This window comes from Nonomuraea jiangxiensis, assembly GCF_900099965.1.
GTDB classification, from domain to species: Bacteria; Actinomycetota; Actinomycetes; order Streptosporangiales; family Streptosporangiaceae; genus Nonomuraea; species Nonomuraea jiangxiensis.
Map to the genome: position 1 here is coordinate 301,260 of NZ_FNDJ01000002.1, position 16,738 is coordinate 317,997.

Here is a 16,738-nt window from a genome sequence, read left to right on the forward strand (position 1 = left end):
GGTTGGGTAGGCTCGGACGTTGTGCCGAGCATCCCGCAACCACTCGATCCCCGCGACGACGGCGGTGTCGCGCCCGCGGTGACCGCCGCGCTCTCCTCCTACCAGGCGGGCACCGCCGGGGCCGGTGAGGTGCTGGCCGCGCTGAGCGGCGCCAGGCTGCTGGTGCCCGTCGTCGCCCTGCTGACCGAGTCCGAGGTCGGCGCGCACGGGCTGCGGCAGGAGAAGGAGAGCGAGATGGCGCTGCCCAAGCTCGTCGGACAGGACGGCCGGCAGGCGGTGCTCGCGTTCACCGGGGCGGAGGCGCTCGCCCGGTGGCGGGCCGACGCCAGGCCGATCCAGGCCACCGCGCTCCAGGTCTGCCGGGCCGCCGTGCAGGAGAAGGCGGCGGCCGTGGTGGTGGACGTGGCGGGGCCGGTGCAGTTCGTGATCGAGGGGGAGGTGCTGGAGGCGCTGGCCGCGGTCGACTCCGGCACCGTCGGGGAGCTCACCGGGGTGACCGTCGCGAGGGTGGAGCCGGTCCGCGGGCGGCGGTGGTTCTCCAGGGGTAAGCGGCGGGGCTGACGCGGGCGTCATCCGCCGACGTATTCCGATCTGGTCTGATGCTCGTTCCCGCCTGGTCCGGCTCGACTAGGGTCTGCTCGTGGTCGCACTCATGGCGGTGATCGGGCTGGTGTGCGGGCACGCCATCAGGGGGCTGGCCGACGCCTACGCCGGGCGCGCCCTGGCCGACGCCTCCGGCGCCGGGCCCGTGCTCACCTCCCATGGCGGCCTCACGCCCGTTCCCGCCTGGCCGCCGTCGGTCGAGCTGGTGGCCGCGGCCGTGGCCGGGATCGTCGCGTGGCGGGTGGGGGCGCCGTACGTGTGCTTCGCCGTGATCGGCACCGCTCTGGCGTTCGTCGACTGGCGTACCGGGCTTTTACCGGATGCCGTGACGCTGCCGGCGTACCCGATCGTGGCGCTGGCGCTCGTACCCACCGGGGAGTTGCCGCGGGCGGTGGCCGGCGGGGTGGTGCTGGCGGCGGGATACGGGGTGTTGTGGTTTCTCCGGCCCGAGGCGATGGGGCTGGGGGACGTCAAGCTGGCCGGGCTCATCGGCATGGCCAGCGCGGCGCTGGGGTGGCAGGCGCTGGTCGTGGCGGCCTTCTGCGGGCAGGTGCTCGGCGCCCTCTACGGCCTCGCGCTCCTGGTGACCAGGCGCGGCACCGGGCGCACCCAGTTTCCGCTCGGGCCGTTCATGCTGCTCGGAGCGTTCAGCGTGCTCGTTCTCGGGTGGTGAACCCGGGACCGCCCACTCGGCGGCGCGTGGAAGACTTGGAACCATGTTGCGCTGGTTGACCGCCGGAGAGTCACACGGACCCGAACTCGTCGCCATCCTCGAAGGCCTCCCGGCCGGGGTCGAGGTGACCACGGCCGCGATCGACGAGGCCCTGCGCCGACGCAGGCTCGGTTATGGCCGCGGCGCCCGGATGAAGTTCGAGCAGGACGAGGTGACGATCGTCGGCGGCGTCCGCCACGGGCGGAGCATGGGCAGCCCGATCGCCGTCCGCGTCGGCAACACCGAGTGGCCCAAGTGGGAGAAGGTCATGGCGGCCGACCCGGTCGACCCGGCCGAGCTGGAAGGGCTGGCCCGCAACGCGCCCAGGTCCCGCCCCCGCCCCGGGCACGCCGACCTGGCGGGCATGCAGAAATACGGGTTCGACGACGCCAGGCAGGTGCTAGACCGGGCCAGCGCCCGCGAGACCGCCGCCCGCGTCGCGCTCGGCGAGGTCGCCAGGCGCTTCCTCAAGCAGGCGCTCGGCGTCGACATCGTCAGCCACGTCACCTCCATCGGCGGCGCCCAGACCCCGGCCGAGACGCTGCCCGGCCCCGACGACCTAGCCCGCATCGACGCCGACCCGGTCCGGTGCTCCGACCCCGAGGGCAGCGCCGCCATGGTCGACGTGATCGACCAGGCGCACAAGGACGGCGACACGCTCGGCGGCGTCGTCGAGGTGCTCGCCTACGGCCTGCCGCCCGGCCTGGGCAGCTACACCCACTGGGACCGCAGGCTCGACTCCCGGCTGGCCGGGGCGCTCATGGGCATCCAGGCGATCAAGGGCGTCGCGGTGGGCGACGGCTTCGAGACCGCGCGCAGGCCCGGCTCCCGCGCCCACGACGAGATCGAATACACCGTCGAAGGCGGCGTCCGGCGCGTCACCAACCGCGCGGGCGGCGTCGAGGGCGGCATGACCAACGGCGAGATCCTGCGCGTCAGCGCCGCGATGAAGCCCATCTCCACCGTGCCCAGGGCGCTGGCCACCATCGACGTCAAGACCGGCGAGGCGGCCAAGGCCCACCACGAGCGCTCCGACGTGTGCGCGGTGCCCGCGGCCGGCATCGTGGCCGAGGCCATGGTGGCGCTGGTGCTGGCCGACGCGGCGCTGGAGAAGTTCGGCGGCGACTCCGTCGAGGAGGTCGCCCGCAACCTGTCCGGCTACCTGTCTTCCATGGTGATCAAGTGATCTCGGAGCGACCCATGAGCGTCATCGTGCTGATCGGCCCTCCCGGGTCCGGCAAGACCACCCTCGGCCGGCTGGTCGCGGAGCGGCTGGGAGTCGGCTTCCGCGACACCGACGCCGACGTGGAGGCCGTGGCGGGCAAGCCCGTCTCCGACATCTTCGTCGAGGACGGCGAGGCCCGGTTCCGCGAGCTGGAGCACCAGGCCGTGCGCCAGGCACTGGCCGAGCACGACGGGGTGCTGTCGCTCGGCGGCGGCGCCGTGCTCAACACCGAGACCCAGGCCCTGCTCGCCGGCCACCACGTGGTCTACCTCCAGGTGGGGCTGGCCGACGCGATCCAGCGGGTCGGCCTCGCCTCGGCCAGGCCGCTGCTCGTGCTCAACCCGCGCAGCCAGCTGAAGAAGCTGATGGAGGAGCGGCGGCCCGTCTACGAGTCGCTGGCCGTGGTGACCGTGGCCACGGACAAGCGCGAGCCGGAGGAGCTCGCCGACGAGATCGTCAAGGGGCTGCCCGCATGAGCGCGACCAGGATCACCGTCAACGGCGACAGCCCGTACGACGTGGTCGTCGGCACCGGCGTGCTGGCCGAGCTGGCCACGCTGCTGCGGCCCGGCGTGCGCACGGTCGCGGTCATCCGCCCGGAGACCCTGCCGGAGATCGCCGGCCCGGTCGGCGCGGCGCTGTCCGAGGCGGGCTACGAGGTGACCGATCTGCCCGTGCCCGACGGCGAGCAGGCCAAGACCGTCGAGGTGGCGGCCGGGCTCTGGTCGGCGCTCGGCCGGCACGGCGTCACCCGTTCCGACGCCGTCGTGGGCGTGGGCGGGGGAGCGACGACCGATCTGGCGGGGTTCGTGGCGGGCACCTGGCTGCGCGGCATCCAGGTCGTGCTCGTCCCCACGACGCTGCTGGCCATGGTCGACGCGGCGGTCGGCGGCAAAAACGGCATCGACACCCCCGAGGGCAAAAACCTCGTCGGCACCTTCCTGCCGCCGGCGGGGGTGCTGTGCGAGCTGGAGACGCTGGCCAGCATGCCGCGCCGCGACTACGTGGCGGGCCTCGCCGAGATCATCAAGGGCGGCTTCATCGCCGACCCCGAGATCCTCACGCTCATCGAGGCGGACCCCGAGGCGGCCACCCGCCCCGACGGCCCCCACACCCGCGAGCTGATCGAGCGCAAGATCCGGGTCAAGGCCGACGTCGTGGGGGCCGACCTGCGCGAGGCCGGGCTGCGCGAGATCCTCAACTACGGCCACACCCTCGCCCACGCCATCGAACGCGAGGAGCACTACGGCATCCGCCACGGCGAGGCCGTCGCCATCGGCATGGTCTACGCCGCCGAGCTGTCCCGGCTCGCCGGGCGCGCCGACCTCGTCGACCGCACCCGCTCGATCCTCACCGCCGTCGGCCTGCCCACCACCTACCAGGCCGGCGCCTGGCCCCACTTGCGCGACCACATGCGCCTGGACAAGAAAAACCGCGGCGCCAAGCAACGATTCGTCGTGCTCGACGCCCTGGCCCGGCCCGGCCGTCTCGAAGGCCCCTCGGAAGAGCTGCTCGAAGCCGCCTACAAGGAGATCTGCGCATGATCCTCGTGCTCAATGGGCCCAACCTGCGGCGGCTCGGCACCCGCGAGCCCGACGTCTACGGAGCGGAGACGTTCGACGACCTGGCCGCGCTCTGCCGCGACACCGGCAGGGAGCTCGGCCACCACGTCGAGGTGCGCCAGACCGACGACGAGTCCGAGCTGGTCGGCTGGCTGCACGAGGCCGCCGACGGCCGCATCCCGGTGGTGCTCAACCCCGCGGCGTTCACCCACTACTCCTACGCCCTGCGCGACGCGATCGCCCAGCGCACCGCCCCGCTCGTCGAGGTGCACATCAGCAATCCCGCCGCCAGGGAAGAGTTTCGCCATACCTCCGTCGTGGCCGGGGTGGCGACGGGCACGATCGCGGGGTTCGGACTACAGTCATACGTCCTTGCGCTGCACGCTATCTCGGAGATGAACACCACGTCATGAGGCACTACAAGTCCTTCGTCGCGCTGGGCGACAGCTTCACAGAAGGACTGAACGACCCCGGCTCCAACGGGCACTACCGTGGCTGGGCCGACCGGGTGGCCGAGCGGCTCGCCGCCGACGACCCGTCCTTCCGCTACGCCAACCTGGCCATCCGCGGCAAGCTGATCGACCAGATCGTCAGCGAGCAGGTGCCGCTGGCCGTCGAGATGGCGCCCGACCTGGTCAGCCTGTGCGCCGGGGGCAACGACCTGCTCAGGCCGGGCAGCGACCCCGACGTGATGGCCAAGAAGCTCGCGCGGGCCGTACGCGACCTGCGGGCCGGGGGCGCGGACGTGCTGCTGTTCACCGGGGTGGACCCGCGTGACACGCCGCTGATGCGGCGCCTGCGCGGCCGCTTCGCCATCTACTACCTGCACGTGCGCTCCATCGCCGACCTCTACGGCTGCCGGCTGGTGGACCAGTGGTCGATGCAGGGGCTGCGGGACTGGCGGGCGTGGAGCGCCGACCGGTTGCACATGAACGAGGACGGGCACCGGCTGGTGGCGGCGCGCGTGCTCGACGTGCTGGGGGTTCCGTTCGAGGACTGGCGCAAGGACTGGCCGGAGCGGACGGTGGATCCTCGGGTGCGGCGGCGCGAGGACGCGCAGTGGATGCGCGATCACCTGGTGCCCTGGGTCACCCGCCGCATCCGCGGCACCTCCTCCGGCGACGGCGTCCACCCGAAACGCCCGCAACTCTCCCCCTGGTCCCCGTAGCGGCTCTGGCTCTTTTGGGGATGGCTCCAAACCATCCTCCTGTGCGGCAGAGCAACGCCACGTTTTGCGGCAGAGCCAAAGCCATATGTTACGGCGGAGCCAACGTCACGCCACTCGCCGTCCAGGCTTGAGGGCCTCCAGGGTGACGCTCGCTGACCCGCACGTGGTCGGCCGCCGTAACGGCGCTCGCTTGACCGACTCCGTGGCAGAACCTGGGCCCGGTGACTCACGAACCGGGGCACTGACGATGCACCTACGGTCCGGGTCCGTTGCTCGCGAGGCGTGACAAGGCCGATGCGTCTACCGTCCGGCCCGTTGCTCGGCCGCTCCTCCTCCGCGCCTGCCGAGGTTCAGGCGATGCGTCCACCGTCTGGGTTCGGGCGATGTGTCCACCGTCTGGGTCCGTTGCGCGCAGGCCAGGGCGCGGGGGATGCGCCGAGCGGCTGGACCGTTGCTCGCGAGCCAGCGCCCAGGCGATGCCCCGACTGCCCCATAGCTGCCAGTCGGGTGGTGCGCTGGGCTGCGTGTTGTGAGATGTGACCCTTGTGGTGCGATCCAACAGTCGGCCGTGCGCTGAGGCGCCCTGCATCCTTTGAATGGCGCCTGCCACCAGGTCGCGCACTGCCGATAAGGGCACCCCGAACGGACCAACCGACGAGGGCGACCTCGAACGCACCAACCCGACGAGGGCGGCGTTGAAGGCGCCAAGCCCGACAAGGCGAGGCGCTGATCGGGTGGTGGTGCATGCGTGTGCGTGTTGTCTGTGGGTGGGGATGCGGGTTGTTCGGTGGGGTTGTGGGCGGAACCTGGGGGTGGGTCAGGATTCGGTGGAGAGGCGTTTGAGGGCTGCGCGGGGGATGGCGGGGTCCGTGGTGCGCCAGAACGGGGGGAGGGAGCCCAGGAGGAAGCTGCTGTAGCGGGCCGTGGCGAGGCGGGGGTCCAGGACCGCGATCACGCCCTTGTCGTTCTGGGAGCGCAGCAGGCGGCCCGTGCCCTGGGCGAGGAGGAGGGCGGCGTGGTTGGCGGCCACCGCCATGAAGCCGTTGCCGCCCTTGGCCGCCACATGACGCTGGCGGGCCGACGTGAGCGGGTCGTCGGGGCGGGGGAACGGGACGCGGTCGATGATGACCAGGCGAAGCGAGGGGCCGGGCACGTCCACGCCCTGCCACAGGGACAGCGTGCCGAACAGGCAGGTCGGCTCGTCCTCGGCGAACTGCTTGACCAGCAGCATCGTCGAGTCGTCGCCCTGGCACAGCAGCGGCACGTCCAGTTTGTCGCGCAGCGCCTCCGTGGCGGCCTTGGCGGCGCGCATCGAGGAGAAGAGGCCCAGCGTGCGGCCGCCCGCCGCCTCGATCAGCTCGGTGATCTCGTCCAGGTATTGCTGCGGCAGCCCGTCGCGGCCCGGCTGGGGCAGGTGTTTGGCGACGTAGAGGATGCCGGACCTGGGGTGGTCGAACGGGGAGCCGACGTCGATGCCCTGCCAGCCCTTGCTGTCGCTGAGCCCCCACTGCCCGGCCAGGCCGTCGAACGTGCCGCCGAGCGCGAGGGTGGCGGACGTGAGCACCACCGTACGGTTGCCGAACAGCCTGTCGCGCAGCATGCCGCTCACGGTGAGCGGTGCCACCCGTAGCACGGGCGGGCGCCGGTCGCTGCCTTCGTCGAGCCAGACCACCTCCGCCCGGTCGGCCTCCGAGGCGTGCCCGTAGGCCTCCAGCATGCGGACCGCCGTGTCGTGCACCTCGTCCAGCGCCGTGAACGCCGCCTTGCGCTGCCCCGCCTTGTCGGGATCGTCCTTGTCGGCGTTGCGCGGGCCCAGCGCGGTGAGGCATCGCCACGCGGAGTCGCGCACCAGGGCCAGCGTCAGCCCCAGCACCTCCGGCAGCTCGTCGATGCGGCCGGCCGGCGCGGCGGCCAGCAGCGCCTTGAGGTCCTCGCCTGCCTCCATGAGCTGGTCGGCGAGCGGCTGCTCGATCAGCCGGCCGACCCGGCGTACGGCCAGCATGACCGAGGTATCCGACAGCTCGGCGGTCACCACCGAGGTCACCCTGTCGACCAGCTCGTGGGCCTCGTCCACGACCACGACCTCGTGCTCGGGCAGCACCGGCAGGTCGCCCATGGCGTCGATGGCCAGCAGCGCGTGGTTGGTCACCACGACGTCCACCTCGCCCGCCCGCGCCCTGGCGAGCTCGGCGAAGCACTCGGCGCCGCTCGGGCAGCGCGTCGCGCCCAGGCACTCCTGCGCGCTCACCGAGAACTGCCGCCAGGCCTGCTCGCTCACCCCCGGCACCAGCTCGTCGCGGTCGCCGGTCTCGGTCTCCTCGGCCCACTCCTGGATGCGCTGCACCATGCGCCCGGTCGCGCTCACCTCGCGCGGGTCGAAGAGCTGGTCCTGCTCGTCCTCCTCGGGCCAGCCCGCCGTCGCCTTGTAGCGGCACAGGTAGTTGCGCCGGCCCTTGAGGATCGCGAACGTCGGCTCGTGCGGCAGGTCCTTGCCCAGCGTCTCCGCCAGCCTGGGCAGGTCGCGGTCGACGAGCTGGCGCTGCAGCGCGATGGTCGCCGTGGAGATCACCACCGGCGCCTCGCTGCCCATCGCGTGCCGGATCGAGGGCACGAGGTAGGCCAGGGACTTCCCGGTGCCCGTGCCCGCCTGGACCGCGAGGTGCTCCTCGGCCTCGATGGCCTTCTGCACGGCGTGGACCATGGTGATCTGGCCCTGCCGCTCGCTCCCTCCGAGAGCGTTGACCGCGATATTGAGCAGTTCGTCGACTGACGGGAGATCGGAGTCCGGCACGGCACTAAACGCTACCCGCATTCCGGGGCCGACGCGCCCGGACGCAGGACGTTCCGCCCGCCGCGTAGCACCGGATACTGGTCTGTGGCGGGTCCGGTGGTCCCGGTGGTGCGGCGGGTCTGGTGGTGTGGCAGGTTTGGTGGTCCGGTGGTGTGGCCGGTCTGGTGATGGTGGCGGCTGGTGGCCCGGTGGCCGATGGCCGGTGGTGCGGCGGTCCACCGGTGTGGCTGTTCAGCGGGTGGGGGCGGCTCGGCGGTGCGGGCGAACGCCGGTGTCCGTGCTCCGGCCCGTCTGCGTGTGCGGCTGGCCCGCGTGTCTCCAGCGCCCGCACTCCGTCCCCCTCGCCTGAGCCCGGCCCGTCTGGGGTGGGCGGTTTTGCCTCCGCTGTGTGGGCTTGGGCGTTCAGGCGTCCCGGGACGTATAGTCCCGGTGGAAGATCATGTGTACGGGCCGGGGCGTCGAACGGGGTGTGACCGGCCAGACGCATCCCGGCATTCCCGGACCCTTGCGGCGGTCGGCGTGGCACACTGAGCGATCGGAACTCCAACTGGTCGAAGAAGAAGATCTTCACCGGGCGTGATCAGGGGGGTTCGCGGTGTAGGTGGGAAGGCCGGATCAGTAGGGTTTTCCGGGGTTGAGTGGACGAATAAAGGCTGGTTAAAGCAGTATGTCTGCCATGTCGGAAGTTGTCCCGTTGCCGTCGTTCGGCGAAGTCTTCTTCGATGCGCGAGGTCAGGAGCGGTGTCTTCGTGTCACGTGGCACGAGGGCACGTTGGTGCTCAGCCTGTGGCGGGGAGAGATGTGCACAGCGAGCTTCCGCATGCCGATGGATGACGTCGGCCGGTTGCTCGACACCCTCGACGAGGGCTATGCCGAGGCGACGGGCGAGCAGCCCGCCGTGCCCGCGCATGATCCGGGCACCGAGGTCATCCCCGGCACCGGCACCTATCACCGGCCCGCCCAGACGGCTCCGCAGCCGGTGGCGCAGCCCGCCGAGGAACGGCCCGCGGTCGCCCTGTCGCCCAACGACGTGCTCGTGGCCAGAGGCACCCCGCCGGCGCGCCAGGACAAGCTGGTGGCCTCGTACACCGACCCCCCGCCCACCGCCCCCAGGGATCCGGCGCCCTACGGCGACAGAACGGCCCCCAGGGAACCGGCCTACGGCGAGACGGTGGCCCACAGGGAGACGCCGTACGGTGAGACGTACGGCGAAACAGCGCACCGGGACACCGTCTACGGCGAGACCACCGTGCCCAGGGACACCACCCCGGCCTACGGCGAGCGGAGCCCCTTCACCGGCCCTCAGTACGTCGACACGACGGGCCCGCAGCAGCGCTACACCGGCGACCCGTACAGCGGCCCCCAGTACACGGGCGATCCCTACAGCGGCCCCCAGTACTCCGGCGACCCTTACAGCGGTCCCCAGCAGACCGGCGGCGACCTCTTCACCGGCCCCCAGTACTCCGGTGATCCCTACAGCGGCCCCCACGGCGTCCAGCAGCAGCCCGAGCCCTTCACCGGCCCTCAGTACGTCGACACCGACCTCTACCAGATGCCGGTCGCCGACCAGCGCCGCCCTTCGCCGAACACCGACCCGCTCGGCTTCCCCTCACAGGCGGCCGAGCCGTACCAGCAGCAGTATCCTTCCGACCCCTACGGCGGCGGATACCAGCAGCCCCAGCCGCAGCAGCCCCAGAGCAGCGCGGGTCTCGGCACCCCCATGCACGGCATCCCGGGCGCGGGCAGGCCCCGCTCGATGCCCCAGCGGCGGCAACCAGCGTCGCCCGCGCACGACGACTACCCGAGCCACCAGGGCGTCCAGCCCAACCCGGTGGATCCCCTGCTGGCCATGGGCCGGCAGGAGCAGTATCAGCAGCCGGACGACCCGTCCATGTCCCGCCCCTACGTCGGTGACCCGATGTTCTCCACGGGCGAGCGGCTGCGCCCCGAGCAGCAGCAGCCCGACTATCACGAGCGCAGCGACCGCAGGGAATGGTAGGACCCGACCACGTCCGCGTGGCGGGTACTCTCTCGGCGAGGCTGACGGGTACGGGCTGAGCTAAGGAGCACCGGTGAATCCGACCATGGGCCTGCAACTGCTGCTGGTGGCCGGAGGGTCGGTGGCTGTCGCGGCCATCGCGCGGCGCAAGGGCTGGCCGGCGCCGCTGCTGCTGGTGGCCGCGGGGCTGCTCGTCTCGCCCCTGGTGCCCGGGGTGCCGCTGCAGCCCGAGCTGGTGCTGTATGTGTTCCTGCCGCCGCTGCTCTACGCGGCCGCGTTCGACAGCTCCTACCTGCGCCTGCGCGACGTCAAGCGGGCGGTGACGCTGCTGTCGGTGGGGCTGGTGCTGTTCAGCACGGTCGCGGTGGGGCTGCTCGTCCACCTGATGCTGCCGGACCTGAACCTGGCGCTGGCGTTCGCGCTCGGCGCCATCATCGCGCCGCCCGACGCCGTGGCGGCCGTCGCGGTCGGCCGGCGGCTGGGCCTGCCGCGCCGGGCGCTGACGATCCTGATCGGCGAGAGCCTGTTCAACGACGCCACCGCGCTGACGCTCTACCGGGTGGCCATCGGGGCGGCCGTGGGCGGCGCGCTCGATCTGTGGCACGGGCTCGGGGAGTTCCTGTTCGCCGCGGGCGGCGGCGTGGTGATCGGGCTGGTGGTGGCGCTCGGGCTCGGCTGGCTCTTCAATCGCACGCGGGACTCCCTGGTGGAGAACACGCTGATGCTGCTCATCCCGTTCGCCGTCTATCTGGCGGCGGAGAGTGTGCACGCCTCGGGCGTGATCGCGGTGGTGATCGTCGGCCTCTACCTGGGCAACCGCATGCATTTGAGCGGGTTCGGCACCCGGCTGGTGTCCGACTCGGTGTGGAAGGTCACCGCCTTCTTCCTGGAGGCGATCGTCTTCGCGCTCATCGGGCTGCAGCTCGTGACCGTGATTCAGGGCATCACCGGCTACGAGCCGTGGAAGGTCGCCGGATACGCGGCGGCGGTGCTCGCGGTGACGATCGTGTCCAGGTTCGTGTGGTTGTTCGCGCTCACGTCGCTGGCCCGGCTGCTGGGCAGGGGGGCCTCGCAGCCGACCCCGCAGCAGACGGCGATCCTCGGCTGGGCGGGCATGCGGGGCGTGGTGTCGCTGGCGGCGGCGTTCGCCATCCCGCCGACGGTCCCCGCGCGGGACCGGGCGCTGCTGCTGTTCCTGACGTTCACGACCGTGATCGGCACGCTGCTCATCCAGGGCACCACCTTCCCTGCGCTGATCAGGCGGCTGCACGTGTCGAGCGAGCAGGAGCAGTACGAGGACCGCCTGGCCGAGGCGGCGGCCCAGCAGGCGGCGCTGGAGGCGGGCCTGGCGGAGCTGGAGCGGCTGATCGGCGAGCACGGCGAGCTCGACGAGATCGAGAGTCAGGTCATCGACCAGCTCAGGGAGAAGTCGTGGCGGCGCTCGCTGAGCGCGTGGGAACGCCTGGGCGGCGGCACCGGCGCGGGCGGCGCGGAGACCCCGAGCGCCCTCTACCGCCGCCTGCGCCGCGACATGCTCCAGGCCGAGCGCCGGGTCTTCGTCCAGTTGCGCGACGAACGCCGCCTCGACGACGAGGTGCTCCGCGAGGTGATGGCCCAGCTCGACTTCGAAGAGGCGATCCTGGAACGCTAGGCCGGACCGTCAGGCCATCTGGTTGTCCAGGAAGCACCAGCGCCAGCTCTCGCCGCGCTCGTAGGACTGGATCACCGGGTGGGCGGTGGCGTGGAAGTGCGCGGTGGCGTGTTTGCTCGGCGAGGAGTCGCAGCATCCGATGTGGCCGCACTCCAGGCAGCGCCGCAGGTGAACCCAGCGGCCACCGGAGGCCAGGCACTCCTCGCACCCCTCGGGAGTCGTCGCGGCCGGGTCGTCGGCCTGGGAAAGGTGATCGCACATTGCCATGGCAGAAATCCTAGGCGCAGAGCGAGGCGCGAATTCAGCCGGGCCCCCTTGCCGGGTGCCGGGCGAGGGAGGACACCGGGCCCGGCGCAGGCACGTTCCGCGACGATAACCCGGGGCCTAGGCTGATCTTCGTGAGAAGACATATCGCGTTCGATCGGCTGCACAACTTCCGCGACCTCGGCGGCTACCGGGGCGCCGGTGGCCGGACGGTGCGGTGGGGGCGGCTGTATCGTTCGGGCTCGCTGGCGCGGCTCGCGGGGGAGGACCGGGAGCGGTTCCTGGCGCTGGGGATCCGTACGGTGATCGACCTTCGCTATCCCTGGGAGATCGAGGCGCAGGGCCGGGTGCCGGAGCTGGCGGGCACGGACTACCTCAACCTCAGCATCGAGCACCGGCCCTACGACCAGGCGGAGATCGATCCTGCCGTCGACCCGTGGCGCTACCTGGCCGACCGCTACGCCGAGGTCGCGGTGGACGGGGTGGCCGAGTTGCGCAGGACGATCGAGGTCATCGCCGGTGACAGCGGGCCGCTGGTGTTCCACTGCAAGTCGGGCAAGGACCGGACCGGGCTGGTGGCCGCGCTGGTGCTGGTGCTGCTGGGGGTGGCGGAGGAGGACGTCGTGGCCGACTTCGCGCTCACCGAACTGGCCACCGACCGGCTGGTCGCCGAATGGCGGGCCGCCCATCCGGGCCGGGAACTGCGCTGGCCCGCTTACGGGCGGGCGCCGGCCGAGGTGATGCGGCTGGTGCTGGCCGACCTCGCGGCGACGTACGGCTCCGTCGAGGACTACGCCACCGACCGGCTCGGCCTCGACCGGGAGGTGATCGCGCGGCTCCGCGTCAACCTGCTGGAGCCGTGAGCCCGGTGCCCTGACTCGCGACAAAACTTGCTAGATGGCGATCAAGCCTTCAGCACAGTTCTGACGATGACACGCGGCCGCCCCCGGTGGAGCATCCAGGGACGCCTCGCCGTGCGATCGGACCATCCCGTAGGGAGCCGCCGTGCCACCACCTCCGACCCCGTTCCGTCACGGCAGGTGCCCCGGGTGACGCGCGAAGCCGCGATCGGCGTCCTCTGCCTCGAAACGACGCTGCCCACGATCCCCGGCCACATCCGCGACCCGGACACCTTCCCCTTCCCGGTGATGTACGGGACGGTGCCGGGCGCGACGCCCGATCGGCTGGTCACCGGGGCCGATCCCCGGCTGCTCGACCCGTTCGTGGCCGCAGCCCGCAAGCTGGAGGCCGACGGCGCCGCGGCGATCACCGGCGCCTGCGGCTTCCTCGTGCTCTTCCAGGAACGGCTGACCGCCGCGGTCGGCGTCCCCCTCTACGCCTCCGGTCTGATCCAGCTCCCCATGATCCACCGCATGCTCCGCCCGGACCGCAAGGTCGGCCTGCTCGTCGCCGACCGGAAGGCCCTCACCCGCCGGCACCTGGCGGCGATCGACGGGGAGGGCGTCCCGGTGTGCGTGGCGGGGATGGCGGAGCAGCCCGAGTTCCGGGAGGTCCTGCTGGAGGGCCGGCGAGGCGAGCTCGACGTGGCGCGGCTGGAGGGGGAGGTGGTCGGGCAGGTCGAACGGCTGGCCCGGGACAATCCCGACCTGGGCGCGCTGCTCATCGAGTGCGCCGACCTGGCGCCGTTCGCGGCCGCCGTACAGGCCCGCGTCGGGCTGCCGGTCTTCGACGTCGTGACCCTGACCCGGATGGTGCACGCCACCCTCACCCGCCACCCCCGCTGAGTCAGAGCCTGCCGAGGCCGCGGGCCAGGATGGTGGCGGTGCGCGCGACGGCGGAGTCGTCACCCGCGACGCCCTGGGCCCGGTTGGTGTAGACCGCCATGATGATGGGCGCCGAGGTCTTCTTGGGCCAGACGACGGCGATGTCGTTCGCGCCGCCGAACTCCGAGTTGCTGCCGGTCTTGTCGCCGATCGTCCAGGTCTTCGGCAGGCCCGCGCGGATGCGGGTGTCACCGGTCTCGGTCGCGCGCATCCAGGCGTTGAGCTGCCGCCGGTCGGCGGCGGTCAGCGCGTCGCCGGTCGCCACCGCGCGCAGGTCGCGGGCGATGGACGCGGGCGTGGTGGTGTCGCGCTTCTCCTTCGGCGTCCACACGTTCAGCTCGGTCTCCCAGCGGTCGAGGCGGGAGATCGGGTCCTTCAGCGTACGGAAGTACCGGGTCAGCCCGGCCGGGCCGCCGATCTGCTTGAGGATCATGTTGCCCGCGGTGTTGTCGCTGAGTGTGATGGCCGCCTTGCAGAGCTGGGCCACCGTCAGCCCGTCCTTCACGTGCTTCTCGGTGACCGGCGAGTATTCCTGCACCTCGGCGGCCGTCCAGCGTACGACCTTCCGCATCAGGCCGGGCTCGGACGTACGGGCCTTGTGCAGGACGGCCGCGCACGCCATCGCCTTGAACGTCGACAGCAGCGGGAACCGCTCGCCCGACCGGTAGGCGATGGTCCTGCCGGTGCCCGTGTCGATCGCGTACGCCCCGATGCGGCCCTTGAAGGAGGCCTCCAGCGCGCGCAACTCCTTGCGGGCCCGCGCCTCACCCGTGGCCGCCCGTACCGTGGAGGCCTGGACGCCGGCCACCGGCGCGGCCGAGGCCGGTCCCGGGATGAGCGCGGCGCCCGCCAGCAGGGAGGTCGTCAACGTGGTCGCTGCCGTGAAACGGCGGTGTCGCATGCCAAGTCCTTGAGCTCGTCCGTCTGAGGGCAAGGAGCCAAGCAGATCCGATCGGCCGATGTCTAATAGCGATACCGCGACCGCCTCGATATCCGTTCCGGCATGATCACAGCTCAACCCACGTCCGCCTCGCCGGAAACCGTGGGAAAGGTCCTGCTCCGGCTCCGCCCCAGCGCGAGCACGAGCAGTCCCGCCACGACGAGGCCGCCGCCGTGCAGGCAGAGCATCGCCACGATGCCCACCGGCCCGCCGAGCACCCCGGCCAGCGCCATGCCACCCAGCGACGTGGCGGCCTGGGCGCTGCCCAGCAGGCCGATGACGCCGCCCCGGCGGTCGTCGGCGGTGACGGTCTGCGCCAGGGTGGCGAATCCCGCCGTGGCGGCCGCCGCCGGAACCCCCGCCAGCGCGATCAGCACCAGCGCCGGCCACAACGCGGGCGCGACCAGCGGGTAGGCGAACAACGCCAGATCGAGCACCCCGAACACGACCGTTCCCCAGCCGAGTAACGCCCGCGGACCTGCGCGGCCCAAGGCCACCGCGACGACCAGGCCGCCCACCAGCCCGCCGACCGCCTGCGCCGACACGAACACCCCGTACGCGTCGGCTCCGCCGCCCAGGACGTCCGCCACGAAGGGCGCCGCGAGGGTGGCGAAGATCCCTTCTCCCAGCCCCGTGATCACCATGTACACGACCAGCGACCGGACACCGGGGTCCGTCCCGGCCAGCCGCAACCCGGACACCCACTGGCCGCCGACGGACGTCACGGCAGCCGACCGGGCCGGGGCACGCAGGGTCGCCTGCAGGGCCGCGGAGATCAGGAAGCTTGTCACGTCCAGCAGCACGATGGCGGGCAGTCCGCCCGCGGTGACGGCGACCCCGCCCAGCGCCGCACCCAGCAGGCGCGCGACCTGGCCACTCTGGGCGTGCAGGGCATTGGCCGGGACCAGCCGGGACCCGGCCACGAGCCCCGGCAGGAGCGCCTTCTGCGCCGGGGCGAGCAGGGTGCCGAGCACGCCCGACCACAGCGCCACGGCATAGACGATCCACACCTGGTCCGGCCCCCGCACCACGAGCAGCGGCAGCAGCCCCGCCGCCAGCAGCAGGTCGGTGGCGACCAGCAGCCTGCGGCGGTCCCAGCGGTCGGCCAGCACCCCCGCCAGGGACCCGAACAGGACGTCGGGCAGCCGCGTGACCAGCAGCATGATCGCGCTGGAGAGCGTCGAGCCGGTCAGCTGGTAGACATGGAAGGCCAGGCCGGTGCTGACCACCCAGTCGCCTGTCTGGGAGACCAGGGAGGCCAGCAACAACCGGCGGAAGTCCCGGTTCCCGCGCAGCAGCGCCATGGGCCCGCCGACGGCGCGCTCCCCTGCCACCGAAGGCGTGCCGGCGGCGCGTTCCTCAGTCACCTGAGGCGGTGGGTGGCAGCGGGACCACGAGCTGGGTCAGCAGCAGGGGGCGTGCCCCCGCGGGCCGGGTCGCGGGGTCCTGGGCGCGGGCCATCAGCGGCTCCAGCAGGCCCGCGATGGCGGTGCCGAGCGCCGTGGCCTCCTCCGGCGTGGCGTAGAGGTAGCTGTTGCCGACGCCGCCGATCGCCCGCCACGCGTCGGGCTCCTCGCGCCGCCGGTCCTGCCACTCGATCAGCCGGGACAGCGCCCGCTCGGCCATGACCTGCTCCAGCAGGCTCATGGCCGCCGACCGGTCGGGCCCCGTCGCGCTGTCGTCCCAGACCTGGACGCGCTGGGTGACCTGCCACGGCCGCTCCCGCTCGTCCCGCGCCGTGGCCTGCTCCACGAACCCGTATTTGGCCAGCTGACGCAGGTGGTAGGAGGCCAGCGCCTGGCTGATGCCGACCTCGCGGGCCGCGTCAGCCGCGGTCGTCGCCCCCGCCCGCAGCAGCAGCTCGTGCAGGGCCAGCCGCACCGGATGGGCGAAGGCCCGCATCGCCGCCGGGTTGTCGAGCACCCGCCGCCCGGAGGATTCCAAAGACATGCTTGGAATCATCGGCGGCACGGCGCGTGGATGTCAAGGATTTCTTTGGAATGTGGGCCATCAAGGTCAGTCAAGGGTCGACTAAGGGAA

General features: G+C 72.1%; 16 protein-coding genes. 11 read left to right on the forward strand and 5 right to left on the reverse strand.

The genetic code is table 11. The annotated features are described in order from the left end of the window. Positions 1–21 precede the first annotated feature (21 nt). The 7 genes from BLS95_RS04695 to BLS95_RS04725 all read left to right on the forward strand — a co-directional run bounded on the left by BLS95_RS04695 (position 22) and on the right by BLS95_RS04725 (position 5,269). Positions 22–561, forward strand: coding sequence for an SseB family protein (locus BLS95_RS04695; protein WP_090929609.1), 540 nt, complete (start codon positions 22–24; stop codon positions 559–561). 79 nt (positions 562–640) lie between these two features. Further along, positions 641–1,276: a prepilin peptidase gene (locus BLS95_RS04700; RefSeq protein ID WP_090929610.1), complete on the forward strand. Its 636-nt coding sequence runs from the start codon at positions 641–643 to the stop codon at positions 1,274–1,276. 43 nt (positions 1,277–1,319) lie between these two features. After that, entirely contained in the window at positions 1,320–2,501 is a 1,182-nt protein-coding gene (gene aroC, locus BLS95_RS04705) for a chorismate synthase (protein ID WP_090929611.1), read from the forward strand. Continuing rightward, entirely contained in the window at positions 2,501–3,016 is a 516-nt protein-coding gene (locus tag BLS95_RS04710) for a shikimate kinase (RefSeq protein WP_218135629.1), read from the forward strand. The genes aroC and BLS95_RS04710 overlap by 1 nt, the downstream gene beginning before the upstream one ends. Next, complete coding sequence (gene aroB, locus BLS95_RS04715) at positions 3,013–4,083, forward strand: 3-dehydroquinate synthase (protein WP_090929613.1); 1,071 nt, start codon at positions 3,013–3,015, stop codon at positions 4,081–4,083. Before BLS95_RS04710 ends, aroB begins: the two co-directional genes overlap by 4 nt. Beyond that, positions 4,080–4,514 carry a type II 3-dehydroquinate dehydratase gene (gene aroQ, locus BLS95_RS04720; RefSeq protein WP_090929614.1) on the forward strand — a complete coding sequence of 145 codons (435 nt, stop codon included), beginning with the start codon at positions 4,080–4,082 and terminating at the stop codon, positions 4,512–4,514. Before aroB ends, aroQ begins: the two co-directional genes overlap by 4 nt. Continuing rightward, the gene (locus BLS95_RS04725; protein WP_090929615.1) at positions 4,511–5,269 is read left to right on the forward strand and encodes an SGNH/GDSL hydrolase family protein; all 759 of its coding nucleotides are present in this window, start codon (positions 4,511–4,513) and stop codon (positions 5,267–5,269) included. Before aroQ ends, BLS95_RS04725 begins: the two co-directional genes overlap by 4 nt. 817 nt (positions 5,270–6,086) lie before the next feature. On the opposite strand, the gene BLS95_RS04730 is transcribed toward BLS95_RS04725, so the two are convergent. Beyond that, positions 6,087–8,081, reverse strand: a complete 1,995-nt coding sequence (locus BLS95_RS04730) for an ATP-dependent DNA helicase (RefSeq protein ID WP_090929616.1) — start codon at positions 8,079–8,081, stop codon at positions 6,087–6,089. A 799-nt stretch (positions 8,082–8,880) separates the two neighbouring features. On the opposite strand from BLS95_RS04730, the gene BLS95_RS04735 reads away from it, so the two are divergent. Next, positions 8,881–10,059 (forward strand): hypothetical protein, encoded by a 1,179-nt coding sequence (locus BLS95_RS04735; RefSeq protein ID WP_090929617.1) that lies wholly within the window; start codon positions 8,881–8,883, stop codon positions 10,057–10,059. 73 nt (positions 10,060–10,132) lie between these two features. After that, the gene (locus BLS95_RS04740) at positions 10,133–11,710 is read left to right on the forward strand and encodes a Na+/H+ antiporter (RefSeq protein ID WP_090929618.1); all 1,578 of its coding nucleotides are present in this window, start codon (positions 10,133–10,135) and stop codon (positions 11,708–11,710) included. A 9-nt stretch (positions 11,711–11,719) separates the two neighbouring features. Here the strand turns inward: BLS95_RS04740 and BLS95_RS04745 are convergent, their stop codons facing one another. After that, positions 11,720–11,977, reverse strand: coding sequence for a UBP-type zinc finger domain-containing protein (locus BLS95_RS04745; RefSeq protein WP_176993016.1), 258 nt, complete (start codon positions 11,975–11,977; stop codon positions 11,720–11,722). A 131-nt stretch (positions 11,978–12,108) separates the two neighbouring features. Here BLS95_RS04745 and BLS95_RS04750 point away from each other — a divergent pair, with 131 nt between their 5' ends. Further along, on the forward strand, positions 12,109–12,837 hold the full coding sequence (locus BLS95_RS04750) for a tyrosine-protein phosphatase (RefSeq protein ID WP_090929620.1): 729 nt from the start codon (positions 12,109–12,111) through the stop codon (positions 12,835–12,837). Between the two features lie 186 nt (positions 12,838–13,023). Then, positions 13,024–13,719, forward strand: coding sequence for an aspartate/glutamate racemase family protein (locus tag BLS95_RS04755; protein ID WP_245764833.1), 696 nt, complete (start codon positions 13,024–13,026; stop codon positions 13,717–13,719). Position 13,720: 1 nt separating this feature from the next. Here BLS95_RS04755 and bla read toward each other — a convergent pair whose 3' ends face one another. The 3 genes from bla to BLS95_RS04770 all read right to left on the reverse strand — a co-directional run bounded on the left by bla (position 13,721) and on the right by BLS95_RS04770 (position 16,648). Then, the gene (gene bla / locus BLS95_RS04760) at positions 13,721–14,659 is read right to left on the reverse strand and encodes a class A beta-lactamase (protein ID WP_090929622.1); all 939 of its coding nucleotides are present in this window, start codon (positions 14,657–14,659) and stop codon (positions 13,721–13,723) included. Positions 14,660–14,772: 113 nt separating this feature from the next. Then, a complete protein-coding gene (locus BLS95_RS04765) occupies positions 14,773–16,065 on the reverse strand; it encodes an MFS transporter (protein WP_143043583.1) in 1,293 nt (430 codons plus the stop codon). After that, positions 16,058–16,648, reverse strand: a complete 591-nt coding sequence (locus tag BLS95_RS04770) for a winged helix-turn-helix domain-containing protein (RefSeq protein WP_090929624.1) — start codon at positions 16,646–16,648, stop codon at positions 16,058–16,060. Before BLS95_RS04770 ends, BLS95_RS04765 begins: the two co-directional genes overlap by 8 nt. Between the last annotated feature and the right edge of the window lie 90 nt (positions 16,649–16,738).